Source organism: Mesorhizobium sp. M1312 (genome assembly GCF_040318115.1).
Classification (GTDB): Bacteria; Pseudomonadota; Alphaproteobacteria; order Rhizobiales; family Rhizobiaceae; genus Mesorhizobium.
In genome coordinates, this window is the sequence record NZ_JAMYLQ010000024.1 from 1 (window position 1) to 22,286 (window position 22,286).

Consider the following 22,286-nt stretch of genomic DNA (forward strand, 5'->3'; position numbering starts at 1 on the left):
CGCCGCGTCGCTTCGCTCCTTGCTCCGCCCTCGGATGACGAAGTGGAGGGGTGTTTCGGCTAATCTCGAAGGTCTGCGACCTGCCACTGACAGGAACTATCGACGTTCGCTGCGATCTGTCCAAAATCACTGTTCGAGGAGCTAGAAGAAAAAACCCGACTGCAGAGGCAGCCGGGGTTTGGAACGATCAAGTGAACTCACTCAGTCCTCGTTCGCCTTGACTGTCACGCCAAGCGTCTTCGTCAGGTCCACCGGGTTGGACATGGCGCCCGCCATGATCAGCGCGAACGGCACCGCCGCCGGCGGCTCGGCCAAGATTTCGAGGCTCTGCGGATCGTCGAGAAATTTGCCGACCGCCGCCGACACCTGCGCCGTCAATTCGGGGTTGTTGAGCTGCGCCATGCCGAAAGGCACGATCGCCTTGGCCTGGTTGGCGATGTCCTTGCCGGACATGCCTTGCTGCTTGCCGACATAGTCCAGCACCTTGTTGGTCAGCGAATCGTCGTCGAAGCGGATTGAGGCGCTGTTGAACGAAAGCTGCTGCAAGACGCCGAGCATGGCCATGCCTTGCGCCGAGTTGTCAGCGCCTTCGGGCTGGGCCGCCATCTTCTTCTGCATCTCCTGCAGCGACTTGATGACGTCCAGCGTGTAGCCGCCGAGACCGAAGGTCATGCCGAGCGTTCCGGCATTGTCGACGGAGATGTCGTATTTCGACAGCTCCATCTTGCCGTCGGCAGGCTGCCAGGTGCCCTCCATTGCAAGGTTTCCGGTGATGTTCTGGTAACCGAGCGCGTTGATCACGTCCTTGGACTTCGGGTCCTCGACCAGCGTGAGGTCGGCATTGAACTTTTCCGTGGTCCCGGAAAATTCCATCGCTTTGCCGTCGGCCGGTGGGGTGATTTCGATGGCGAGCTCGTCCATCGAAAAGGCGGTCCTGTCGGCAACCTTGACCGTCATGTTGTCGAGTTCGGCCGATTTATACATCATCATTGAACCCAGCGGGCCTGTGGCGCCGTCGGCCGGAACCGTCATGTCGTGGATGATGAAGGGGCTGAGGTCGACCGTGACGCCGTCCTCGCTGTGCTGGAACGCCGCAGTCGAGACGGTTTCGATTTCATAGCCACCATTGGCTTCGGTCACGCCTTCGAGTTTGACGTCGCCGATCTTGAACGCTTCCTTTTCGGCCGCCGGTTTGAACGCCACGCCTTGTAGCACCATGCTGGAGGCATCGCCCGTCACCCCGGTCCAGGAGATGTCGACGCCCTGGGCGGCGAGAGCCGCCTTCAGCCGGTCGGCGACCGCCGCATCCTGCGCGAAGGCCGCGTTCAGCGGTAGCGTCAGCAAAAACGTCGAAAAAGCAAGTTTGTTGAGTGTCGAGCGTCTGATCGTCATCGCGAGTCCCCTGAGAGTATACTGAATGTCTTTTCAATTCTTTGCGCCGTCACTCTTCCGTGACGAACTGGACGGGAAAAAGGCGTTCTCCCGCACAATGGTCGAAAACCATGGCGAAAGGCAAATCCGATCCATTGCCATAGAGCCGGGATGTAACCGATTGATGTTGGTCGGCGCAGCAGTGCGTTCAGTTCGTGTTGCGGAAGGGCGGCGCGTTCAAGCGCCTCTTGCCGCGAATCACCCGCTCGGCTAGTCCCAGCCCATGGGAAAAAGGCTTTTACCGCCTGGCGATGGCGGTGGCGACAACATCGAGCCGGTCGATCTGAAGAAAGCGCTGGAAGAGCGCTATCTCGCCTATGCGCTGTCGACCATCATGCACCGGGCGCTGCCGGATGTGCGTGACGGGCTGAAGCCGGTCCATCGCCGTATCATGCATGCTATGCGGCTGCTCAGGCTCAACCCCGACCAGGGCTTCGCCAAATGCGCCCGCATCGTCGGCGAGGTGATGGGCAAGTTCCATCCGCATGGCGACCAGTCGATCTACGACGCGCTGGTGCGGCTGGCGCAGGATTTTTCGATGCGCTATCCCCTGGTCGACGGGCAGGGCAATTTCGGCAATATCGACGGCGATAACGCCGCCGCTATGCGCTACACCGAAGCGCGCATGACCGATGTGGCGACCGAGCTGCTGTCCGGCATCACCGAGGATGCGGTCGACTACCGGCCGACCTACAATGAGGAGGACGAGGAGCCGGTCGTGCTGCCCGGCGCCTTCCCGAATCTGCTCGCCAACGGCTCGTCCGGTATTGCCGTCGGCATGGCGACCTCGATCCCGCCACACAATGCCGCCGAGCTCTGCGACGCTGCGCTGCATCTGATCGAGCATCCGGATGCGCCGGTGACGACGTTGATGGACTTCGTCCAAGGTCCGGATTTCCCGACCGGCGGCATCATCGTCGATAGCCGGGCCTCGATCCTCGAAGCCTATGAAACCGGTCGCGGTGGTTTCCGCGTCCGGGCGAAATGGAGCCAGGAGGACCAGGGCAGGGGCACCTGGAGCATCGTCGTCACCGAAATCCCCTACGGCGTCCAGAAGGCGCGGCTGATCGAAAAGATCGCCGAGCTTCTGATGGCGCGCAAATTGCCGCTGCTCGAAGATATCCGCGACGAGAGTGCCGAAGACGTGCGCGTCGTGCTGGTGCCGAAGAGCCGTTCGGTCGATCCCGGAATCCTGATGGAATCGCTGTTCAAGCTGACCGAGCTCGAAAGCCGCTTTCCGCTCAACATGAACGTCCTGTCGCGCGGCAAGATACCCAACGTGCTGTCGCTGAAAGGCGTGCTCAAGGAATGGCTGGAGCACCGCCGCGAGGTGCTGATCCGCCGCTCCAGGCATCGCCTAGGCGAGATCGAAAGGCGGCTGGAGATCCTCGCCGGCTATCTGATCGCCTATCTCAACATCGACGAGGTGATCAGGATCATCCGCGAGGAGGACGAGCCCAAGCAAGTGATGATGGCGCGCTGGTCGCTCACCGACAACCAGGCCGAAGCCATCCTCAACATGCGGCTCAGGGCCCTGCGCAAGCTCGAGGAATTCGAGATCCGCAAGGAATTCGACGGCCTCACTATCGAGAAAAAGCAGATCGAGGCGCTGCTCGCGTCCAATGCCAGGCAGTGGTCGACGATCAAATGGGAAGTCTCCAGCATCCGCGAGAAATTCGGACCGGAGACCGTGCTCGGCAAGCGCCGGACCCAGTTCGCCGACGCGCCCGAACATGATCTGACCGACATCGCCCATGCGATGATCGAGCGCGAGCCGGTCACCGTGGTCGTTTCGGAAAAGGGGTGGCTCAGGGCGATGAAAGGTCACCTGACCGACCATTCGTTGCTGACCTTCAAGGAGGGCGACAGCCTCAAGCTCGCCTTCCACGCCCAGACCACCGACAAGGTGCTGGTCTTCACCACCGGCGGCAAGTTCTACACGATCGGCGCCGACCGGCTGCCGGGCGGGCGCGGCCATGGCGAACCCATCCGCATCATCGTCGACATGGACAACGACCAGGACATCGTCACCGCCTTTGTCCATGATCCCAAGCGCAAGCTGCTGCTGGTGTCTCACGACGGCAATGGCTTCATCGTGCCGGAAGAAGAGGTCGTCGCCAACACCCGCAAGGGCAAGCAGGTGATGAACGTCAAGGCGCCGGACGAGGCGCAGCGCTGTGTGCCGGTCGCCGGCGACCATCTCGCCATCGTCGGCGAGAACCGCAAGATGCTGGTCTTCCCGCTCGCCGAGATTCCTGAGATGGGTCGCGGCAAGGGCGTTCGCCTGCAGAAATACAAGGATGGCGGCGTCCTCGACCTCAAGACCTTCACGCTCGCAGGCGGTCTCTCCTGGCAGGATTCGGCCGACCGCACCTTCATCAAATCACGCGAAGAGCTGATAGAGTGGATTGGTGCTCGAGCCTCGGCCGGACGCATGGTGCCGAAGGGATTCCCGAGGACGGGGAAGTTTGGGTAGCTGCCAATCTCCCCCCTGAGGGGGAGATGTCGCCGGAGGCGACAGAGGGGGTCGGCACGTTCAGGCGACGCGACCTCTTATTGCGACAGAGGAGGCTGGAGCTTTACGCGCAGCGACCCCCTCTGGCCTGCCGGCCATCTCCCCCTCGAGGGGGGAGATTATCAGCATTTGGAATGTCGTCACGATTGCTGCACTATCATGGTACATAAGCACCGCTACATAAGGCGGCGACATACCCCTTTGGGAGAAATGGGCATTTGAAAGAAGCGAGGATTAAGAAACCGGAAGGGCAGCAGCGCTTGTTCGGCCTGTCGACGCCGGTCAGATCCGCCGTCATTCCGCCGCTGTCGGCGGCGCGCTGGCTCCTGGTGCTGATCGTTGCCGCCGGGGTCTATTTCTTTCACGGTTTCCTGGTCCCGGTGCTTGCCGCTCTCGTCATCGCCTTTGCCAGCTGGCCGCTCTATCGGCGGCTGCTCGCTGCTGTCGGCGGCAACCGCACGATCGCCGCGACATTGGCGATCCTGTTCATTCTCACCTTCCTGGTGGTGCCGATTGCGCTCGCCGGCGCCTACGCCAGCAACGAAGTCCGCGAATGGGTCGGCTGGGCGATCGAGACCAACCGCGAAGGCGCGGTGACGCCGCACTGGATCGCCACGCTGCCCGTGGTCGGCGACTGGCTGAACGAGCAGTGGACGCGCAATCTCGGCCATCCCGGCGGCATTGGCGAACTGATCCAGCTGATCAGCGGCGCCAACATCGGCAGCATCTATCGCGGCGTGCTGGCCGCCGGCGGCAGCGCTTTCGGCCTTCTGCTGGCGCTGCTGTTCATGATGATCGCGCTGTTCTTTGCCTATCGCGACGGCGAGCATTTCGCCGGGCAGATCGACCGTCTCGGCGAACGCATCCTGCCGACCAGGTGGGAGCGGATTTCACGCGTCGTGCCGGCGACGATTTCCTCGACGGTAACCGGCATGACCATTATCGCCATCGGCGAGGGGGTGGTGCTGGGCGTGGCCTACTGGCTGGCCGGCGTGCCGTCGCCGGTGACGCTCGGCGCCCTGACCGGCGTCATGGCGCTGATCCCTGGCGGCGCACCGCTGTCCTTCACGCTTGTTTCGATCTATCTCGCCGCCAGCGGCTCGCCGATGGCCGGGTTGGCGCTGTTCATCTGGGGGTCCGTCGAACTGTTCATCGTCGACAAGACATTACGCCCGAAACTGGTCGGCGGCCCGATAAAGCTACCGTTCCTGCCGACCTTTTTCGGCCTGATCGGCGGCGTCAAGACGATGGGCTTTCTCGGCCTGTTCATCGGCCCGGTGCTGATGGCATTGCTGGTCGCGATCTGGCGCGAATGGCTGCGCGAGGTGGAATTGGCCGACGAACTTGCCCCCGCAGCACCGGTCGAACTCGACGGGGCGCCGCCGCAAATCGAAATCGTTGCCGAGAAAAAGTCTCAGGCTGGATGACTGACCGCAAGGGTTGCGCGGCGCTTGCGCCCCTCATGCAGCTGCCATAGCGAATGGGCGACCAGCGTGACGATCAGGATCGCACCGCCGATCAGGCTGTTGCGCGATGGGGTCTCGGCAAAGATCATCCACATCCAGACCGGCGCCAGCACGGTTTCGAGCAGATAGAACATCGCCACTTCCGGTCCCGAAATATATTTCGGCCCGTTGGCGAGGCAGAAGAACGAGATCGGCATGATGACGGCGCCGTTGAAGATGATCCACCACGGCGCGTTCACCTGAAACCCTTCGCCTGAGACCATGAACACCGCGACGGCCAGGGGCAGGATCACGCCGATCAGCGATGTGAACCCCATGTCTTTGCCGCTGGCGCGCGAGATGGTGATGGCCAGTGCGATGAAGAAAGCCGAGCACAGCGCCATGAGATCGCCGAAAAGGTGCCCGGTGCCGATCGAATCGCCGACGATGATCGCGACGCCGACAATCATGACCAGCATCGCGACCACCGTGACCAGTCGCGGCCGCTCCTTCAGGAACAGCCAGGACAGCAGTGCCGCGAACACGGTGTTGAAGGCCAGGATGAAGACCAGATTGGCGGTCGTGGTGTAGTAGATGCTGGTGATGAAGGTGACCGAGGTCAGCCCGTAGCATATGGCGACGACGAGCCCCGACCAGCCGGGGATGAGCTGCGGCGCGTTCCTGCTCAGCGAGCGCCACACAGCCCAGATGATCAGCGCCGCGACAAGGGTGGTGCCGGTGCGCAGCAGGAGGATCGTCCACGCGCCGCCGTCGGCGAGCCGGATCAGCGGAATGTCGATGGTCAGCGTCATCCCGCCGATGGCGGTGATGAGAAGACCTTTCTGGTGATCGTTGTGGGACGACATGGCAATTCTCGCAATGATGTGGAGGCAGGCGCAAAATTGGCCAGCGTCTGCGTTCCAGCCGAGCGGCCGAAAACCAGCGGCACCCTCCTTGAAACAGTTTTAACGATGATTGGCGAAAGGACGGATCAGCGCGAAACCGCTTCGTGGTCGTAGCGTTCCCAGCCTTTAGGGCCGAGATGCTCCTGCGGCATGAAGCGCATCTTATAGTTCATCTTGCGCGAGCCGTTGACCCAGTAGCCGAGATAGACATGGGGCAAGCCCATCGCCCTGGCGCGGGCGATGTGGTCGAGGATCATGAAGGTGCCGAGTGAGCGGTCCTCGAAGTCCGGATTGAAGTAGGAATAGACCATCGACAGGCCGTCGGCCATCTTGTCGGTGAGGGCGACTGCGATCAGTTCGCCCTGGCCCTTGCCGGTGATGAAGCTGTCGGGGCCGCGGCGCCGGTATTCGATGACCTTGGTATCGACATGGGTGTCCTCGACCATCATGGCGTAGTCGAGCACCGTCATGTCGGACATGCCGCCGCGGCGATGGCGGGCATCGAGATAGCTGCGGAACAGCGAATACTGCTCGGTGGATGGTTGCGCGTCGTGCATCGCGCCGATGAGATCCGAATTGTGCTGTATCACCCGCTTCATATTGCGGCTGGCGGTGAATTCCTGGGCCAGGATGCGTACCGAAACGCAGGCGCGGCAGGTCTCGCAGGCCGGCCGGTAGGCGATGTTCTGCGATCGCCGGAAGCCGCCTTGAGTCAACAGGTCGTTCATCTCCGATGCCTTGTCGCCGACCAGATGCGTGAACACCTTGCGCTCGAACTGGCCCTCAAGGTACGGGCACGGCGACGGCGCGGTCAGGAAGAACTGCGGCGACTGGGTAGGATGGTGCGTCATCGAACCTTGGAAACACTCCTGCGAATCATCATACCTTTGGCGCGCACGGCGAAAAATTCAACAGGATTGTGAAGGCGTGGGTGATCGGAAGCCTTCACTTTGCACATAAAAGCTGGTGGGACTGGTGAAAAGCTGATCTTAGCGGTCACTGCGGCTGACCACCGTGCCCAGCAGCAGGTCGTGCAGCGTGCGCTTGCGGTCGGCAAACAGCGACACCAGAAGGACCAGCGGCGTCAGGATGACGTTGCCGGCCCAGAACAGCACCGAATGCACCACCGCCGTCAGCCCGTCGATGCGGGTGCCGTCCAGACGGTCGAGCCGGATCCCCATCATCTTCATGCCTGTCGTGGCCTGGTCGGCGCTGCCGAGCGTGTTCCAGATGTAGAGGATGGCGACGGCCGGCACGAGGACGGAAAACAGCATCCAGCCGAGGCCGAGCGTCAAAATCCCGAGGAAGAATACCAGGATAGCTAACGGAATGGTGAGCAGCGCGACGATGCAATAGTCGACGATGAAGGCGAGGACACGCCGCGTGCGCACGCCGTCATAGGCCCTGATATCATCGAGCCTGGAGGTGATGATTTCGCCGTCGAGAACGCGCGCGTTCATATCATTTCCTCGCAATCAGGCCCGGGCTAGGGTGCGGGGCCGCCTGGTTTTGAAATGGTGAAGTCTTGCGACGGAATCAAGGTCGGGCGTTTCCGCGGCATGCGGTGGGAACCGGCACCGGGCATAGCCCGAATCGGTTGAATTTGCAGCGCCGATGGCGTTAGCTTGCTGCAGCGCACCAAAGTGCAGGCGAGGGACGAGGCGACATGGATTACGACATGCTGGTCATCGGCAGCGGCCCTTCCGGGCGCCGCGCCGCGGTGCAGTCGGCCAAGCTCGGCAAATCTGTGCTGGTGTTCGACAGGGGCCGGCGCCTTGGCGGTGTTTCCGTGCATACCGGCACCATCCCGTCGAAGACGCTGCGGGAAACCGTGCTCAATCTCTCCGGCTGGCGCGAGCGCGGCTTCTACGGGCGCGGCTACCGGGTCAAGCAGGACATTTCGGTCGGCGATCTGATCGAACGCCTGCACAAGACGCTCGATCACGAGGTCGAGGTGCTGCAGCACCAGTTCATGCGCAACACGGTCAAGAGCGCGCGCCGCAGTCAAGTTTCTCGGGCCCAACAGAGCGAGCCTGACGACGGACACCGGCGACTATAGCGAAGTCGGTTTTGCGCACGCGCTGATCGCGGTCGGTACCCGCCCGCACCGGCCGCGCGATGTGCCTTTCGACAAGATCCGTATCTTCGACAGCGACGAGATGCTGGAGCTCGAGCGCTTGCCGCGGACATTAACGGTGATCGGCGCCGGCGTCATCGGCGTTGAGTACGCGACGATCTTTTCGGCGCTTGACGTGCCGGTGACGCTGGTCGAGCGGCGCAACACCACTCTCGATTTCGTCGACCGCGAGATCGTCGACGATTTCATGCATCAGATGCGTGACCGCGGCATGACGATCCGGCTTGGCAGTGCGATCAAGGAGATCGCCTCGAAACCCGACTACGCCGAGGTGACGCTTGCCGACGGCCGCACCATACGCTCGGAGATGGTGCTCTATGCCGCGGGGCGCAACGGCAATGTCGGCGCGCTCGGCCTGGACGTGGTCGGCATCGAGGCCGATTCCCGGGGCCGCATCAAGGTCGATCCGCAGACCTTCCGGACCAGCGCGCCGAACATCTATGCCGCCGGCGACGTCATCGGCTTTCCGAGCCTCGCCTCCACCTCGATGGAGCAGGGCAGGGTGGCCGCCTGCCACGCCTTCGGCGTGCCCTTGCCGCCGCCGCCGGAAACCTTTCCCTACGGCATCTACGCGGTGCCGGAAATCTCGACCGTCGGCCAGTCCGAGGAGCAGGTGCGCGAGAGCGGCGGCGCGTATGAGGTCGGCGTGGCGCGCTTCCGCGAAACCTCGCGCGGCCATATCATGGGCGTCAACACGGGCTTCCTGAAGCTTTTGTTTTCGATCAAAACGCGCCGGTTGCTCGGCGCGCATATCGTCGGCGAGGGCGCGACCGAACTGATCCATATCGGCCAGGCGGTGATCAATCTCGGTGGCACCGTCGATTTCTTCGTCAACAACACCTTCAACTATCCGACGCTGGCCGAAGCCTACAAGATCGCCGGGCTGGATGCCTGGAACCGGATGGGGCGAGGGTAAGATCTCGGCTCATCAATTTGCCTGCGCAATCGTGATTGCCGGGCCGGCCAGCCATTGCCTGACGATTTCAGCATCCCGATCGCCGATTTCATGGCCGGAGGCGATCGTGTGGGCCTCGACCTCGGCACCATGCCGGCAGAGCAGTCCGACCAGCGCGAGTGCGAAGGGCCCGTAGGTCAGGTCGGCGGCGCCGGATATGATTGCCACCCGTGCCTTGCGGAGGTCCGCCGGCGGTACCTCGTCCAGCACGGGCATGGGTCGCAGCAACGCCGCTCGGGCGATGAGCTGCGGATGCAGCAGCATCACGCTTGAAACCAGGTTGGCGCCGTTCGAATAGCCGAGAAAAATTGCCCGGGAGAGGACGAGGTCCTGGCGTTTCGCGACCTCGGTGATGAAGGCCGCGAAAGCGTCCGCCTCTTTGCGGATGCTACCCTGTTCGAAGCGTATGGGTGAGATCCGTCTGAACCAGCGGAAACCATCCTCCTGGGCGATACGGCCACGCACCGCCACCAGCACCGCGTGCGGCGCGATTTTCTGCCCCAGCGCCACCAGAGTCGTCTCCTCGACACCGGATCCATGCAGCAGAAAAAGGCATTCGCCGGTTGGTTCTGCTGGTCTGTAGAGGCGATAGAAAAACGGCAGGTCGCGCCGCAAAAAGCCGTCTTCCGGAGGTTTTTCGGCCATAGTTTCATCCTTTTGATTCCGCGTCGTTTTTGTTCGTTTGCCGGCTTCAAAACGGAATATTTTCGAGCTCCTTCAAAGTTGATTGAACCGGGCGCATTTCAGTCCGTTTGTTCGCCGATATGCTCCTGAGGGAGGAATCGAAGCGGTGCGTCCGGCGGTCGCATCGATTGCCGGCATGAACAACCAGCTTTGAGGCCTTTTTATCGATGACCATGCCAAATTCACCGGATCGCGTCACGCGTATCCCGGATCGCGTCACGCGTATCCCGGATCGCGGTATGCGTATCCCGGATACGCGTATCCCGGAACGCGATACGCGTATTGATGTGTTCCGCGCTCTCGCTCTGCTGATCATATTTGTCGACCATGTCCCGGGCACGGTTTTCGAAACCCTGACCTATAAGAATTTCGGGTTTTCGGATGCCGCGGAGGCCTTCGTGCTGATCTCCGGCATGTCCGTCGCGCTCGCCTACGGTTCGAAATTCCAACCCGGATACCGGCTCATGGCGACACTGAAATTGTGGCGCCGGTGTGCTCTATGTCGCCCACATCGTCACGACGATGGTGGTGGTGGCCATCTTCTGTGCGGCGGCGATGTTCGCGAAGCGGCCGGACATGCTGACGCTGATCAACATCGAGCCATTGATCAGGAACCCGCCGCAAGCGCTGATCGGCATCGCCACGCTTGGCCATCAGCTCGGCTACAATAACATCCTGCCGGTCTATGCGGTGCTGCTGCTGATGGCGCCAACCTTCCTGCTGTTCATCAGCCACAGGCCCCTGTCGGCGCTCGCCGTATCCGGAGTTCTGTGGCTGGTTGCGGGTATCTACCAGATCGCCCCGCCGAATTATCCCGAGCCGGGCTTCTGGTTCCTCAATCCGCTGTCGTGGCAGTTCCTCTTCAACATCGGCCTGGCGAGCATGCTGCATATCAGGCGCGGCGGCACCATTCCGGTCAATCGCTGGCTGGTCGGCGCCTCGGCGATCTATGTCGCGGCGGCGTTGGTCTGGGTGCACAGCCCGCGATGGGGGCACGTGTCGTGGCTGAACCTGCCCGTGGTGCTGACCGGCTTCGACAAGACGTTCCTGTCGCTGCCAAGGCTGCTGCACATCCTGGCAGTGAGCTACCTGATCGTGGCGTTTCCTTCTGTCTCGAACCTGTTCCGCACCAGCCGCGATCATCCGCTCGCCATATTGGGCAAACGATCGCTGCCGGTTTTCATCGCCGGCACGGTGATGGCCATGGGGGCGCAGGTGATGAAGCTGATCAACCCGGGCGGATTTGCCTCTGACAGCTTGCTGATCGCCGCCGGCATAGCCATGCAGTTCGCGCTCGCCTATTATCTCGAATGGCTGTCGGGTATTGGGCGGTCGGGCAAGAGCAGGCCGGTCCGCAGCGAGGCGCCGCCTGTTCATACGTCCTTTGGGGTGGGAGCCATGGCGACCACCAACCCGTAGACGTTCGGGCTCAGGCTGTTTTGGGTGGCGGCCCGGAAGATGCCCTGACGACAAGCTCGACGCCGAGCCTCTCGCGCCGCACCATGCCGTCGAAATCGAGGATCGTTCGCGCCGCCCGGCGGCCGATCTCGGCGATCGGCTGGGCGATCGTGGTGAGCGGAGGATCGCAAAGCGCCGCCTCAGGCACGCCGTCGAAGCCGATGACCGAGACGTCGCCGGGAACGGCCAGACCCCGCGCGGTCAGCCATTCGATCGCGATCATGGCCATCCGGTCCGACATCGCCAGGATTGCGGTCGGCGGCTCGCCGCCTGCGAAGATCGCCTCGAGGCCAGCCCTAGTGCTGGCTTCGTCGTTTTCGGTCTCGTATACCGGAATCCCGGCGGTATCGACGCCGAACCGGGAAAGCGCCTCGAAATAGCCGACGAGGCGATCGCGCGTGCCGGGGTAAACGGCCGTCCGAACCTGCTCCGGCGAGACAGGACCGGTCCTGTCGTCGGCGAAAGGCAGCGACAGAACGGCGAAGCGCCGATGGCCAAGCTCGGCAAGATGATGCGCCGCCAAGCGGGCGCCGGCGACATTGTCGACGCCGATTGCCGAAACAGTGTCGTCGTCGAAGCCGAGCTCAAGCGCGACAAAGGGGAGTTTGCGTTCGCGCGTCAGTTCGACAAGGCGTGAGCCGCCCTCAATGCAGAACAGGATGAAGCCGTCGACCAGCGCGCTCTGGATATTCCAGGCAAGCTTCTCCTGATTACCAGCCGATACCAGCGCGATGCCGGCGCCGGTGGCGTCACATGCCTCGGAAATTCCGGCCATCATCGCGCGGGCAAAGGGATCTTCGAAGAAATAGGACAGCGGCTCGGTCGTGGCGACGCCGATCGCGTTGACCTTGCCGGCGCGCAGCAGCCGACCCTTCGGGTCGGGGCCCGCATAGCCCATCGCCTCGGCCGCTGCCTTGACCCGCTCGCGGACTTCTTCGCGTACGATCTCGGGACGGCTGAACACGTTGGAAGCAGTGCCGTGCGAGACTCCGGCGGCTTTGGCGATGTCGGCCAGCCGGACGGGTCGTGTATTGCCTTCGGTGGATGACGCCATTTTTCTGCCTCCGGATTGCTATCTAGCATCTTTGTTGGATCGATTCAAATTTTGCTTGACATTGGTGCGGTTGGGTGTATTTTTGAACCGATCCAAGTCTGCCGCCAACTGTGGATTGGATCGATTCAGGAAGGAGAGAGCCATGCACCCCGTCAATTATCTGTTTGAAGACATCTATCGCAACGACTGGAGCATTACTTCCAACGCGGTGACCCGGACACGTCGCGGCAGCGCCGGTCCGTGGATCCGCGACCTGCGTTTTCTCGTGGACCGTAAGCGGAGCTGACCGGCAGTGCTTTTTCATGCCTGTCGATTGGATCGATTCAAGTTTGAAGAGGAACCAAGCCATGCATCCGATCAATCATCTGTTCGAAGACCTCTATCGCAACTACTGGGGCATCTCGCCCGCCACCGATCGGCCGGAGCGGCGCCGCCTGCCAAGCCGGCGGCACGCAATCGCGACCTGCCGATCCGGCCAGAACGCCGGCAAGATTGGCCATCGTCTGACTGACCGTCGTTTGGCGGACCCGGCCGATTGCCTGCAAGCGCCGCACTTTGAGGTCGTGAGGGCTACCCAACCGAGCTCTCCCGCTGGATACGGGAATGCCGTCTCAGGAGCGCGGGCGCACCAGCGCCGAGGCTGCAACCGCCAGCCAGCCGGCGATGAGCAAGGTGCCGCCGATCGGTGCCGACATCGGGAAAAGCCGCGAGCCGAGGAAGTCCCGGGCAAGCAGATCGCCGCAGAACAATACAAGCCCGACAAGAAGAATAAGGCTTGCGGTTTGCAGGATCCGGTTTGCGCCGACGAGGCCGACGGCAAGAAAGACCGGCGCATGCATGAGCAGGAACGACGCTGCCGTGCCGACGAAAGCGCCGCCCAGATGTGCCGCCGCGGCGGAGAGCGCCACGCCGGCCGCGCCGCACAGGCCGCAGACGAAAACGAGGATGCGGCCGCTGCCGCTTGCTGGGTGCTCGGCCGTGCTCATGTCTCTGGTCCCCGTGAAGCAGTGATAGCCCGCAAACGGTGTCAGGATTTGCCCGCCTGCACCAGCATGTCGCGTGCGCGGCGTGACTGGACCAGCCAGTTATACGCCGCTCCGCCCGCCATCAGCACGGACGTGCCGAGAAATACCGCCCGCATGCCGAAATGACCGCCGACGAAGCCACCGAGCAGCGGCCCGGCGACCTGTCCGACATATTGCGCCGAGATCGACAAGCCCAGCACATTGCCGCCGACGCCGTCCGGAACATTATGGCGGATGACGCTGGTGATGCAGGGCAAGAGGCCGCCAAGCGCCAGCCCCATCAGGAAACGCAGACCGACGAGCTGCCAGCCCTGCGTGACGAAGGCCTGCGGGATCAGCAGCAGCGCCGAGACGGCAAGCGCCCCAATGATGACGTTCCAGTGCCCGACGCGGTCGGCGAGCTTGCCGAGCCGCGAGGCCGACAGGATGGCGCCAAGTGCTGCCGCCGACATGACGACGCCGGAGGTCAGTGTTAGCAGGCTTTGATTCTCGATGAGCTGCTGCACGTAGACCGTGATGATCGGCTCGATCGACATGGTGGCGAAGCTCAACAGCGTGCCGGTCGCCAGCATGGCGATGACGGGGCGTTTGTCGGAGATTTGCGACCAGCCACCTTTCGGCTTCTCAGTCGGTGCTGATTTGTCGGCTGCCGGGCGAGGGTTTTCCTTGATGAGAAAAGTCGTTGCCAGGAACGCCAGGAAAATGACGCTGCCGGCGAGCAGGAAGGTGGCGCGGATGCCGATCAAGGGCGGCAGCGCGCCGCCGAGCAGGGGGCCGACGAGCGCGCCGGCGGTGATGCCGGCCGCCAGCACGCCGAGCGCCCAGCCCGACCGGTCCTTCGGCGTCTGCATGGCGACCAGAATGGTCGAACCCGAGGAATAGCCGCCGGCGAAACCGATCAGCAGGCGCAGCAGCACCAATTGCCAGACAGTCTCCACCATGCCGGTCAGCGACATGCAGACCGCCATGCCGAAACTGGCGCGCACCAGCATCAGCTTGCGGCCGTAGCGGTCGCCCAGCCGCCCCCACAGCGGCGCCACCAGCGCGGCGGCGAAGAACGTCGCGCCATAGGCGATGCCGGACCACTGCACGATCGCCGCGTGCCCCTCGGCACCCAGCTGTTCGACATAAAGCGGCAGGAAGGGCAACAGCAGGGTCATGGCGACAAGCGTGCTGAACGAGCCGGCAAAGCACACGGCGAGATTGCGGCGCCAGTGGATGTTGTGGGTGCCTTGCGTGGCAGGGGTGGTGTCTTGCGGCATGTCATGTCCTGTCGGGCAAGTCTGTCGGCGGCTTGCTGTGGATACCGTCTTGGGATACCAAGATGGTATCCGTCATGGACGCAAGCCCGGCCGCTGTCAATGCGGCCACTTTCAAACGTAATCGGCAAACGCTGGCCAGCGACCGATCGCCGAAACAAATGGCCAGGACGGAACCGCCATGTCGCAGATGCAGAATGTCGAAAAGCAGCTTCGGGAGATGATCCTCGGCCTCGAGATCGGCCCCGGCGAGCGGCTGACGGAACGCTGGATCGAAAGCCGCTTCGGGGCATCGCGCACACCGGTCAGGGCAGCATTGCTGCGGCTCGACACGGAAGGTCTGGTCTGCCGCGACGGGCGCGGCTGGACGGTATCGCCAATCAACCTCGCCGAGCTCGAGCAGATCGCCGTCTGCCGCGAGGCGGTCGAGGTCGCGGCAGTCAAGCTGACCTGTGCCTTGGAGGACAGGAGCGCCGTCGACGTCATCGAGGCGATGCTGGACTCCTGCGACGCCGGCACCCTGCGCGAGGAATGGCATCGCGTCGGCATGGATTTTCACATCGAGCTGGCACGCCTGTCCGGCAACGAGTTCCTGGTCAGGGCGGTCCGCGATGCCATGACGCGCCTGTCGCGGGCGCGTTGGCTGGAGGTGCGCGACGAGGCGGCACTCGGCCGTGCCTGGGCCGAACACCGTGCCATTCTGGCAGCGGTGCGGGCCGGCGATGCCGACGCGGCGGCACACCGGCTTTCGGCCCATATCGTTGGCAGCCGCGACCGGCTGGTGACGTCATTACACAATGACCGGCGCGGTCTGCGTGCCAGGGGATTTGCCGTCGTCGCGGCGTGATTGCTGAGGGCAACCACTTTCGCCCTCGCTTCGCGAGCGCCGATGGCGTAAGAGCGGCGATGGAAAACAACCGATTTGAAACACCCGTGACCGTCAAGTCGGGCGCGGAGGGAACCACTCAGCTCTTGCGTACGGCCCGCGAGGCTTCCGATTACCTCCTCAACAGCTGGCCCGGCAAGCGCAGTCCAAAGCACCGCGAAGCGCTGCAGGCCTGCCATGATGCGCTGGCCGGTGACAAACCGGCGATGACCGCAAGGCGTGCCTTCATTGCCGCCGCGCGCGAAGTGAACGTGTTCGTCAGCGACAAGGCTCCGGCCTGAAAACGCAGCGGGATTCCTAGGCCAAATCCTATCCGCCTCGCGGGCCGGACGCGTTTTACTCTGCCGTTTCCGTTTCGGTCTCGGACGTGGTCTCGTCTTCGGGCTTCGTACGTTCCTTGGCTGCGACCTTGGCTGCCTGCTTTTCCGCCTTCTTGGCAGCTTTCTGCCGGTCGCGTTCCTTGCGTTCTTGGCCGTAATTCGGTGCTCGCGCCATATCTCTTCCTTTCACAATCCCAAAGGTTCTTAGCTCTGCCTAGGAGCATTGGGCTACAAACACAACACCGCAAAGGGCGATCGGCTCCATAGACAGCCGGCAGGCTGGCTGAACACGGTTCCGTGGCTTGCAAGATGGCTGGCACAATGGTGTAGGGGGGACCGGGGGCAAATCACAAGCGCATCCGCCCTCGATGGATCGCCAGCAATATTTTCGTGACCTGATCACGCTCCAATCCGAGTTGATCAAGCTGCAGTCCTGGGTGGCATATCACAAGATGAAGCTGGTGGTGGTTTTCGAGGGCCGCGACTCGGCCGGCAAGGGTGGCGTTATCAAGCGTATCACCCAGCGGCTCAATCCGCGCATCTGCCGTGTCGTTGCCTTGCCGGCGCCGACTGAGCGCGAGAAGTCGCAATGGTACTTCCAGCGCTACGTCCCGCATCTGCCGGCAGGCGGCGAGATCGTCCTGTTCGACCGCTCCTGGTACAACCGCTCCGGCGTCGAAAGGGTGATGGGATTTGCCGAACCGGATCAGGTCGAGGAGTTCTTCCGCGACGTGCCGGAGTTCGAGCGCATGCTGGTCCGCTCCGGCATAACGCTGGTCAAATACTGGTTCTCCATCACCGACGAGGAACAGCAGATGCGCTTCCAGATGCGCATCCATGATCCGATGAAGCAGTGGAAGCTGTCGCCGATGGACCTGCAGTCGCGCGTGCGCTGGGAGCATTATACCAAGGCCAAGGAAGAGACGTTCGCCCGCACCAACATCCCCGAAGCCCCCTGGTTCATCGTCGAGGGCAACGACAAGAAGCGGGCGCGGCTGAACTGCATCGATCATCTCCTCAAGCAAATGCCTTATGAGGAGGTGCCGCACGAAGAGATCACGCTACCCGACCGCGTCTTCAATCCCGAATACGAGCGCCAGGTGCTGCCGCGCGAGCTGTATGTGCCGGAGAAGTATTGATCATCTGGGACTGCTAAAGGCCCGGACGGGCGGCATTCCTTCGCGGCGCAGAGGGCTGCGCCCGCAGTGAGAACTACGCGCGCTTGATGATGACGTGCGTGGCATTCGGCGTCGCGACCTGCTCGCTGCACCGGTAGCCGAGCTTGAGCATGTCGAGGCCGGCAAAAAGGTGCTCGCCTGAGCCGAGCAGCATCGGCGATATCGCCAGATGCATGTCGTCGATGAGCTTTTCCCTCAGATATTGCCGGATCGTGGCGACGCCACCACCCAGCCGTACATCCTTGCCATCAGCCGCTGCTTTCGCCTGTTCCAGCGCCGAGTGAATGCCGTCGGTCACGAAATAGAAGGTCGTGCCGCCCTCCATGACAATGGGCTTCCGAGGATGGTGGGTGAGCACGAAGACCGGAACATGGTAGGGCGGATTGTCTCCCCACCAGCCTTTCCAGCTCTCGTCCTTCCAGGGTCCGCGGATCGGTCCGAACATATTCCGTCCCATTATCCACGCGCCGATATTATCGAAGCTGCGCGCCACGAAGCCGTCGTCCGTGTCCGTGGTGCCGCGATCTTCGCCAGACATGTTGCGGAAGGTTCGGGTGCCGAACATCCAGTTGTGCAAGGCTTCCCCGCCGACGCCCAGCGGCTCTTTCAGGTCCTGGTCGGGACCGGCGCCATAACCGTCAATTGACAGGGTGAAAGCGTTGACACTCAGCTTGGACATGACTGCCTCCTCTAAATCAATTGTGAAATGCAAGCAGTTTTGTTTTAACTAAACTGATTGCATTTTGCAATCGGTATTTTGGATCGCGCCGAGCGATGGGCGGCTCGTTTGGGCCAGCCGCATCAGGATCACAGCCAAGACGAGTGACTGCAACGGCAGTTACTTGCATATTCGTGACGCAAAATGTTGCCTATTCCCGAATCTGTTTCCAGGGAATTTCTGGAGCAAGAGCGATCAAATCGTCCGGGATGTGCCGGGCGGCTTCGGAAATAATCTCGATGCCGCGCTCCACGCCATGATGGAGCAGCCAGTCATCCCGAAAGTCATCCAGAGTCTTGCCGGCGGTGCAGCGCTGATGCCATCCAAAGCCGCTATGATCTCGGCTAGGATCGGCTCAATTCGGCGGACTGCCATCAAAAATACGCGCACGGCCGATTGTTCGATCTCGGCCTTCAACATAGGATGAAGACTGTCCCGTGTGGTGATGTCGATTTCCGTTGACATCTTCTCTTCCAGAAATTGCTTGATGCTGACCAGATCGATCAGAGAGAAGCGCCGCGCCGGATCATAGTCGATGAACAGATCAAGATCGCTGTCCGGCTGTGCATCGTCCCGCGCCGCCGACCCGAACAGATAAAGCGAAGTCGCGCCCATGCCTTTGATGGCATCTGCGTTCCTCTGCAACCGTTCGATGACCTCATCCCTGCTCATGGGTTCATTCTAGCGGATGCATCAAAATCCCAAAATGATTGCGAGTACCTACCCCTTCAGCATCGCCGCCACTTCGGGCGCGAAATAGGTGAGAATGCCGTCGCAGCCGGCGCGCTTGAAGGCTAGCAGCGATTCCAGCATCGCCTTGTCGCCGTCGATCCAGCCATTGGCGGCGGCCGCCTTGATCATCGAATATTCGCCCGACACCTGATAGGCGAAGGTCGGCATCCGGAATTCGTCCTTCAGCCTGCGGATGACGTCGAGATAGGGCAGGCCGGGCTTGACCATCAGCATGTCGGCGCCCTCGGCGAGGTCCTGCTCGGCCTCGCGCACCGCCTCGTCGGAATTTGCGTGGTCGAGATAATAGGTCTTCTTGTCGCCCTTGAGCAGGCCGGCGGTGCCGACCGCCTCGCGATAAGGTCCATAGAAGGCGGAAGCAAATTTCGTCGCATAGGACATGATCGCCACATCCTGAAAACCATTGGCGTCGAGCGCATCGCGGATGGCGCCGATGCGGCCATCCATCATGTCGGACGGGGCGATGATATCGGCGCCGGCCGCCGCCTGGATGACGGCAGCCGCCGTGACCTGCTCCACCGTCTGGTCGTTGACGATGATGCCGTCGCGCAAGATGCCATCGTGGCCGTGCGAGGTGAAGGGATCGAGCGCCGCATCGGTGATGATGCCGATCTCGGGCACCGCGTGCTTGATGGCACGCGTGGCGCGATTGATGACGTTTTCTGGATCGAGGATATGCGAACCGGTCTGGTCGCGCAGGCCGAGCTCGACATTGGGGAAGGTGGCGATCGCCGGAATGCCGAGTTTTGCCGCGCGTTCGGCTTCCTTGACGGCGAGGTCGAGCGACAGGCGGAAGACGCCGGGCATGGCGGCGATCGGCTCGCGGATATTTTTCCCATCGACGACGAAGATCGGCCAGATCAGGTCGTCGACGCTCAGCCGGTTCTCCTGGACGAGGCGGCGCGACCAGTCGGCCTTGCGCATGCGGCGCAAGCGGCGGCTGCCGGTGATCTCGTCGACGCTGCGCGCGCCGGCAGGCTTTGCTGGGGTGAATTTGTTCATCGCCAAAACTCCGGATCGGCCGGCTTTTACCACGAGCCTCCGCCGCTGACCAATGCGACACGATTGTGCCAGGCCGTCGTCACCTGGATATCGGTATACCTATTCCGGCTGGCCGTTGCCGGACAGGATTTGCGCCGCTCCCCGCATGGCGACGCGGAATGCCTCGTCGAAACTGACGCCGCGCACCTGCCAGCTATAGGTCCTGCCGCCCGTGGCAAGCCGCCAGTCGGCGTTCCAGCCCAATTCCTTGTCGCTCCAGACGATGCTGCCGGCAAGCGCCTGGTCGGCGCCAGCCAGTTTGGCGGCCTTGTCCAGGGCCGTCATATCCATCTCGTGCAGCGCCTTGTCGTCGAGGCCGAATTTGGAGAGCAGCGAGGCCTTGGGAAATGCGATCTGCATCGCCAGCGGGTCGGCAGCATTCACGAACGATTCGCGCATCGGTGCGCCGCGCTCATCGACGGCGATCAGCATGAAATGCCTTGCGCCTCGCTCCGTTGCGAGAAAGATCGCCAACCGCGGCCGCTCGGCAAGCCACGGCCGGCTGCCGAGCGATGCGAGGACTGGGTCGATTTCGGCGGGTTTGTAGAGGCAGGGAAGATCGCGCGGCCGGTCATGCGTCCCTTGTTCGTCGTGGATCGGAATGCCTTCCATCCTGTCGCGATAGCGGAATTCGGCAACGAAGCTGCCGGCCTTGTCGGCAATCCAGCCATTTCAGGCTTTTTCGGCAGCCGCTGATCGCCGGAGACCCTGACCAGAACCGCATCCAGGCAAGCCTTGAAGCCGATCTGGCGGTTTTCTTCGCCCTGTCCAGTGACGATGGTGTTTGGCGCGATAGAGGTCGTCCCCGGCCAACGCGGGACGAGCGGTCGCGCATACCATCAGGCCGATCGCCAATAGGGCAAGACGCGAAAATCCAAGCATGGCTCGACGTCCGGTTTGAAGTCCTCATGAAAAGGGTTGATTCTAGCATCGGCCGCTGGCGTTGGCCAAGGCGGCAGGATTGCCCTTGGCATTGACGCAGCCATGCGCCACGCTTTAGCACTTCAGTCCCGGCGGCACGGGGGAGGGATTCTTAGGCGATGGATTTTGGCGGCGGCAACGAGATCCGCTTCGAACGATTGGGCAGGGCCGGCATCGTCACGCTGGCGCGGCCGCAGGCGCTCAATGCTGTCACCCATCGCATGGTCAAGGCGCTCGACAAGTCGCTGCGCGCCTGGGAGCGGGACGACGGCGTCGATGTTGTCGTCGTCAAGGCCGAGGGCCGGGCGTTTTCGGCCGGCGGCGACATCCTCCACATCTACGAGGCCGGCCGGGCCGGAAAGCCGCCGGTCGATTTCTTCGCCGACGAATACCGGCTGAACGCCCGCATCGCGCGGTTTGAGAAACCCTATGTCGCCCTGATCGACGGCATCGTCATGGGCGGCGGCGTCGGCATCTCGTTCCACGGCTCGCAGCGGGTGCTGACCGAGAACGCCCAGTTCGCCATGCCGGAAGTCGGCATCGGCTTTTTCCCGGATGTCGGCGCCAGTCATCTGCTGCCGAACCTTGGCGGCAGCTTCGGCATGTATCTGGCCCTGACCGGAAACCGCATCCGCTATGGCGACGCTTTGTGGTCGGGCCTGGCGACGCATACGATCAAGGCGCAGGACCAAGCCGGTTTTCTCGACCGGCTGGTCGCGACCGGCGACCCGGAATCGGCGTTGCGCGGCTTTTCCACCCCGGCCCGGCGCGAGACGGACAGTTCGACGCTGGAAGCGATCGCCCGCCATTTCGCGCAACCGTCGCTGGGTGACGTCATCGGCAGCCTGGAGCGCGCCGCAGCCGCCGATGCGTTCGCGGCAAAGACGCTGGCGACGATCCGCACCCGCTCGCCGACCAGTCTGCATGTCGCCTGGCGCGAGATCAGCGCCGGATTGACGCTGTCGATGGACGAGTGCATGCGGATGGAGTTCCGCATCCTCAACCGCATGCTTGCGGGCCACGATTTCTACGAAGGCATCCGCGCCGCCATCATCGACAAGGGCTCGACGCCGCAATGGCGGCCGGCAAGCATCGATGCGATCAGCGCTGCCGACGTCGATGCCTATTTCGCTCCGCTCGGCGATGGGGAACTCGAACTGTGAGCGACGTCACGTCGAGACGCGTCGTGCTCCAGCCCTCGACGGTCGAGGTCATCTTCGCTTGGTTCCAGCGCGTCATATCGGGCTATTGCCTGTTGTTCGGGATTTTGTACTGGATCCGGCTGATCGGCTTCTATCCCGGCTCGTTGTGGCGCTTCGACCTGATGCCGGTGCATTGGCAGGTGGCGGCGGTGACGCTCGCCGTCTTCTTCCCCTTCGCCGCCGCCGGTCTGTGGATGCTGGCCTCCTGGGGTCCGGTGATCTGGTTCATCTGCGCGGCAACCGAGATCGTCATGTATGCCGGCTTTCCCGAGCTCTTCGGGCACCAGCCGCTGATCCTCGCCTCGCATGCGGCGGTAGCGCTGCTCTACATCGTCTTTCGCGTGGTGATCTGGATGCAAAAGCGCCAGAGCCGGCAATAGAGCATCGGACCGATGCTCAACA

Annotated in this window: 20 protein-coding genes and 5 pseudogenes; 10 read left to right on the forward strand and 15 right to left on the reverse strand. The window is 62.6% G+C overall.

The window, feature by feature from the left end; genetic code table 11:
- Nucleotides 1–201 precede the first annotated feature (201 nt).
- Complete coding sequence (locus NKH36_RS23955; RefSeq protein WP_352964805.1) at nucleotides 202–1,392, reverse strand: aq_1923 C-terminal domain; 1,191 nt, start codon at nucleotides 1,390–1,392, stop codon at nucleotides 202–204.
- 262 nt (nucleotides 1,393–1,654) lie between these two features.
- On the opposite strand from NKH36_RS23955, the gene parC reads away from it, so the two are divergent.
- Complete coding sequence (parC, locus tag NKH36_RS23960; RefSeq protein ID WP_352964808.1) at nucleotides 1,655–3,907, forward strand: DNA topoisomerase IV subunit A; 2,253 nt, start codon at nucleotides 1,655–1,657, stop codon at nucleotides 3,905–3,907.
- 257 nt (nucleotides 3,908–4,164) lie between these two features.
- Nucleotides 4,165–5,373: an AI-2E family transporter gene (locus NKH36_RS23965; RefSeq protein ID WP_352964811.1), complete on the forward strand. Its 1,209-nt coding sequence runs from the start codon at nucleotides 4,165–4,167 to the stop codon at nucleotides 5,371–5,373.
- Here the strand turns inward: NKH36_RS23965 and NKH36_RS23970 are convergent.
- From NKH36_RS23970 to NKH36_RS23980, 3 genes are all read right to left on the reverse strand, one after another.
- Entirely contained in the window at nucleotides 5,361–6,257 is an 897-nt protein-coding gene (locus NKH36_RS23970; RefSeq protein WP_352964814.1) for a DMT family transporter, read from the reverse strand. The two genes, NKH36_RS23965 and NKH36_RS23970, sit on opposite strands and share 13 nt — an antisense overlap.
- A 125-nt stretch (nucleotides 6,258–6,382) precedes the next feature.
- Nucleotides 6,383–7,147 (reverse strand): arginyltransferase, encoded by a 765-nt coding sequence (locus tag NKH36_RS23975; protein WP_127314425.1) that lies wholly within the window; start codon nucleotides 7,145–7,147, stop codon nucleotides 6,383–6,385.
- 138 nt (nucleotides 7,148–7,285) lie between these two features.
- On the reverse strand, nucleotides 7,286–7,756 hold the full coding sequence (locus NKH36_RS23980; protein WP_352964817.1) for an RDD family protein: 471 nt from the start codon (nucleotides 7,754–7,756) through the stop codon (nucleotides 7,286–7,288).
- 206 nt (nucleotides 7,757–7,962) lie between these two features.
- On the opposite strand from NKH36_RS23980, the pseudogene sthA reads away from it, so the two are divergent.
- A pseudogene (gene sthA / locus NKH36_RS23985) lies at nucleotides 7,963–9,349 on the forward strand (Si-specific NAD(P)(+) transhydrogenase).
- 12 nt (nucleotides 9,350–9,361) lie between these two features.
- Here sthA and NKH36_RS23990 read toward each other — a convergent pair.
- Entirely contained in the window at nucleotides 9,362–10,033 is a 672-nt protein-coding gene (locus NKH36_RS23990) for an alpha/beta hydrolase (protein WP_352964819.1), read from the reverse strand.
- A 206-nt stretch (nucleotides 10,034–10,239) separates the two neighbouring features.
- Here NKH36_RS23990 and NKH36_RS23995 point away from each other — a divergent pair.
- Nucleotides 10,240–11,491 (forward strand): annotated as a pseudogene (locus NKH36_RS23995) (OpgC family protein).
- Nucleotides 11,492–11,501: 10 nt separating this feature from the next.
- On the opposite strand, the gene NKH36_RS24000 reads toward NKH36_RS23995, so the two are convergent.
- Nucleotides 11,502–12,584, reverse strand: a complete 1,083-nt coding sequence (locus tag NKH36_RS24000) for a LacI family DNA-binding transcriptional regulator (protein WP_352964822.1) — start codon at nucleotides 12,582–12,584, stop codon at nucleotides 11,502–11,504.
- A 142-nt stretch (nucleotides 12,585–12,726) separates the two neighbouring features.
- On the opposite strand from NKH36_RS24000, the gene NKH36_RS24005 reads away from it, so the two are divergent.
- Complete coding sequence (locus NKH36_RS24005; protein WP_352964824.1) at nucleotides 12,727–12,870, forward strand: hypothetical protein; 144 nt, start codon at nucleotides 12,727–12,729, stop codon at nucleotides 12,868–12,870.
- A 325-nt stretch (nucleotides 12,871–13,195) separates the two neighbouring features.
- Here NKH36_RS24005 and NKH36_RS24010 read toward each other — a convergent pair whose 3' ends face one another.
- A complete protein-coding gene (locus NKH36_RS24010; RefSeq protein ID WP_352964827.1) occupies nucleotides 13,196–13,570 on the reverse strand; it encodes a DUF423 domain-containing protein in 375 nt (124 codons plus the stop codon).
- A 41-nt stretch (nucleotides 13,571–13,611) separates the two neighbouring features.
- Nucleotides 13,612–14,871 (reverse strand): multidrug efflux MFS transporter, encoded by a 1,260-nt coding sequence (locus NKH36_RS24015; protein ID WP_352964829.1) that lies wholly within the window; start codon nucleotides 14,869–14,871, stop codon nucleotides 13,612–13,614.
- 178 nt (nucleotides 14,872–15,049) lie between these two features.
- Between NKH36_RS24015 and NKH36_RS24020 the strand changes: the two genes are divergently transcribed.
- Nucleotides 15,050–15,715, forward strand: coding sequence for a GntR family transcriptional regulator (locus NKH36_RS24020; RefSeq protein WP_352964832.1), 666 nt, complete (start codon nucleotides 15,050–15,052; stop codon nucleotides 15,713–15,715).
- A 59-nt stretch (nucleotides 15,716–15,774) separates the two neighbouring features.
- Nucleotides 15,775–16,035 carry a DUF982 domain-containing protein gene (locus NKH36_RS24025; RefSeq protein ID WP_352952792.1) on the forward strand — a complete coding sequence of 87 codons (261 nt, stop codon included), beginning with the start codon at nucleotides 15,775–15,777 and terminating at the stop codon, nucleotides 16,033–16,035.
- Nucleotides 16,036–16,090: 55 nt separating this feature from the next.
- Here the strand turns inward: NKH36_RS24025 and NKH36_RS24030 are convergent, their stop codons facing one another.
- Nucleotides 16,091–16,249 (reverse strand): hypothetical protein, encoded by a 159-nt coding sequence (locus NKH36_RS24030; protein WP_292515107.1) that lies wholly within the window; start codon nucleotides 16,247–16,249, stop codon nucleotides 16,091–16,093.
- Nucleotides 16,250–16,427: 178 nt separating this feature from the next.
- Between NKH36_RS24030 and ppk2 the strand changes: the two are divergent.
- Nucleotides 16,428–17,213 (forward strand): annotated as a pseudogene (gene ppk2, locus NKH36_RS24035) (polyphosphate kinase 2); the annotation flags it as partial.
- Between the two features lie 73 nt (nucleotides 17,214–17,286).
- On the opposite strand, the gene NKH36_RS24040 reads toward ppk2, so the two are convergent.
- The 6 genes and pseudogenes from NKH36_RS24040 to NKH36_RS34895 form a co-directional block, all read right to left on the reverse strand.
- A complete protein-coding gene (locus tag NKH36_RS24040; protein WP_352964835.1) occupies nucleotides 17,287–17,931 on the reverse strand; it encodes a dihydrofolate reductase family protein in 645 nt (214 codons plus the stop codon).
- 190 nt (nucleotides 17,932–18,121) lie between these two features.
- Entirely contained in the window at nucleotides 18,122–18,223 is a 102-nt protein-coding gene (locus NKH36_RS24045) for a ribonuclease HepT family protein (RefSeq protein WP_352964838.1), read from the reverse strand.
- Nucleotides 18,224–18,348: 125 nt separating this feature from the next.
- Nucleotides 18,349–18,642 (reverse strand): annotated as a pseudogene (locus NKH36_RS24050) (nucleotidyltransferase family protein); the annotation flags it as partial.
- A gap of 48 nt (nucleotides 18,643–18,690) precedes the next feature.
- Nucleotides 18,691–19,722, reverse strand: a complete 1,032-nt coding sequence (gene hemB, locus NKH36_RS24055; RefSeq protein ID WP_352964841.1) for a porphobilinogen synthase — start codon at nucleotides 19,720–19,722, stop codon at nucleotides 18,691–18,693.
- 99 nt (nucleotides 19,723–19,821) lie between these two features.
- A complete protein-coding gene (locus NKH36_RS24060) occupies nucleotides 19,822–20,373 on the reverse strand; it encodes a hypothetical protein (protein WP_502912104.1) in 552 nt (183 codons plus the stop codon).
- A gap of 92 nt (nucleotides 20,374–20,465) precedes the next feature.
- Nucleotides 20,466–20,555: pseudogene (locus tag NKH36_RS34895) on the reverse strand (hypothetical protein); the annotation flags it as partial.
- Nucleotides 20,556–20,801: 246 nt separating this feature from the next.
- On the opposite strand from NKH36_RS34895, the gene NKH36_RS24065 reads away from it, so the two are divergent.
- The gene (locus NKH36_RS24065) at nucleotides 20,802–21,845 is read left to right on the forward strand and encodes a 3-hydroxyisobutyryl-CoA hydrolase (RefSeq protein WP_352964843.1); all 1,044 of its coding nucleotides are present in this window, start codon (nucleotides 20,802–20,804) and stop codon (nucleotides 21,843–21,845) included.
- The gene (locus NKH36_RS24070) at nucleotides 21,842–22,264 is read left to right on the forward strand and encodes a DUF6163 family protein (protein ID WP_352964846.1); all 423 of its coding nucleotides are present in this window, start codon (nucleotides 21,842–21,844) and stop codon (nucleotides 22,262–22,264) included. The genes NKH36_RS24065 and NKH36_RS24070 overlap by 4 nt, the downstream gene beginning before the upstream one ends.
- Nucleotides 22,265–22,286 lie beyond the last annotated feature (22 nt).

What these genes read in the sequence shown, in the direction of transcription:
- NKH36_RS24000 (WP_352964822.1), bottom strand. Translation starts at nt 12,584, where the DNA reads ATGGCGTCATCCACCGAAGGCAATACACGACCCGTCCGGCTGGCCGAC.
- NKH36_RS24040 (WP_352964835.1), bottom strand. Translation starts at nt 17,931, where the DNA reads ATGTCCAAGCTGAGTGTCAACGCTTTCACCCTGTCAATTGACGGTTAT.
- NKH36_RS23970 (WP_352964814.1), bottom strand. Translation starts at nt 6,257, where the DNA reads ATGTCGTCCCACAACGATCACCAGAAAGGTCTTCTCATCACCGCCATC.
- NKH36_RS24065 (WP_352964843.1), top strand. Translation starts at nt 20,802, where the DNA reads ATGGATTTTGGCGGCGGCAACGAGATCCGCTTCGAACGATTGGGCAGG.
- NKH36_RS24060 (WP_502912104.1), bottom strand. Translation starts at nt 20,373, where the DNA reads ATGGAAGGCATTCCGATCCACGACGAACAAGGGACGCATGACCGGCCG.
- NKH36_RS24010 (WP_352964827.1), bottom strand. Translation starts at nt 13,570, where the DNA reads ATGAGCACGGCCGAGCACCCAGCAAGCGGCAGCGGCCGCATCCTCGTT.
- parC (WP_352964808.1), top strand. Translation starts at nt 1,655, where the DNA reads ATGGGAAAAAGGCTTTTACCGCCTGGCGATGGCGGTGGCGACAACATC.
- NKH36_RS23990 (WP_352964819.1), bottom strand. Translation starts at nt 10,033, where the DNA reads ATGGCCGAAAAACCTCCGGAAGACGGCTTTTTGCGGCGCGACCTGCCG.
- NKH36_RS23955 (WP_352964805.1), bottom strand. Translation starts at nt 1,392, where the DNA reads ATGACGATCAGACGCTCGACACTCAACAAACTTGCTTTTTCGACGTTT.
- NKH36_RS24005 (WP_352964824.1), top strand. Translation starts at nt 12,727, where the DNA reads ATGCACCCCGTCAATTATCTGTTTGAAGACATCTATCGCAACGACTGG.
- NKH36_RS24030 (WP_292515107.1), bottom strand. Translation starts at nt 16,249, where the DNA reads ATGGCGCGAGCACCGAATTACGGCCAAGAACGCAAGGAACGCGACCGG.
- NKH36_RS24020 (WP_352964832.1), top strand. Translation starts at nt 15,050, where the DNA reads ATGTCGCAGATGCAGAATGTCGAAAAGCAGCTTCGGGAGATGATCCTC.
- NKH36_RS24025 (WP_352952792.1), top strand. Translation starts at nt 15,775, where the DNA reads ATGGAAAACAACCGATTTGAAACACCCGTGACCGTCAAGTCGGGCGCG.
- NKH36_RS23975 (WP_127314425.1), bottom strand. Translation starts at nt 7,147, where the DNA reads ATGACGCACCATCCTACCCAGTCGCCGCAGTTCTTCCTGACCGCGCCG.
- NKH36_RS24015 (WP_352964829.1), bottom strand. Translation starts at nt 14,871, where the DNA reads ATGCCGCAAGACACCACCCCTGCCACGCAAGGCACCCACAACATCCAC.
- NKH36_RS23980 (WP_352964817.1), bottom strand. Translation starts at nt 7,756, where the DNA reads ATGAACGCGCGCGTTCTCGACGGCGAAATCATCACCTCCAGGCTCGAT.
- hemB (WP_352964841.1), bottom strand. Translation starts at nt 19,722, where the DNA reads ATGAACAAATTCACCCCAGCAAAGCCTGCCGGCGCGCGCAGCGTCGAC.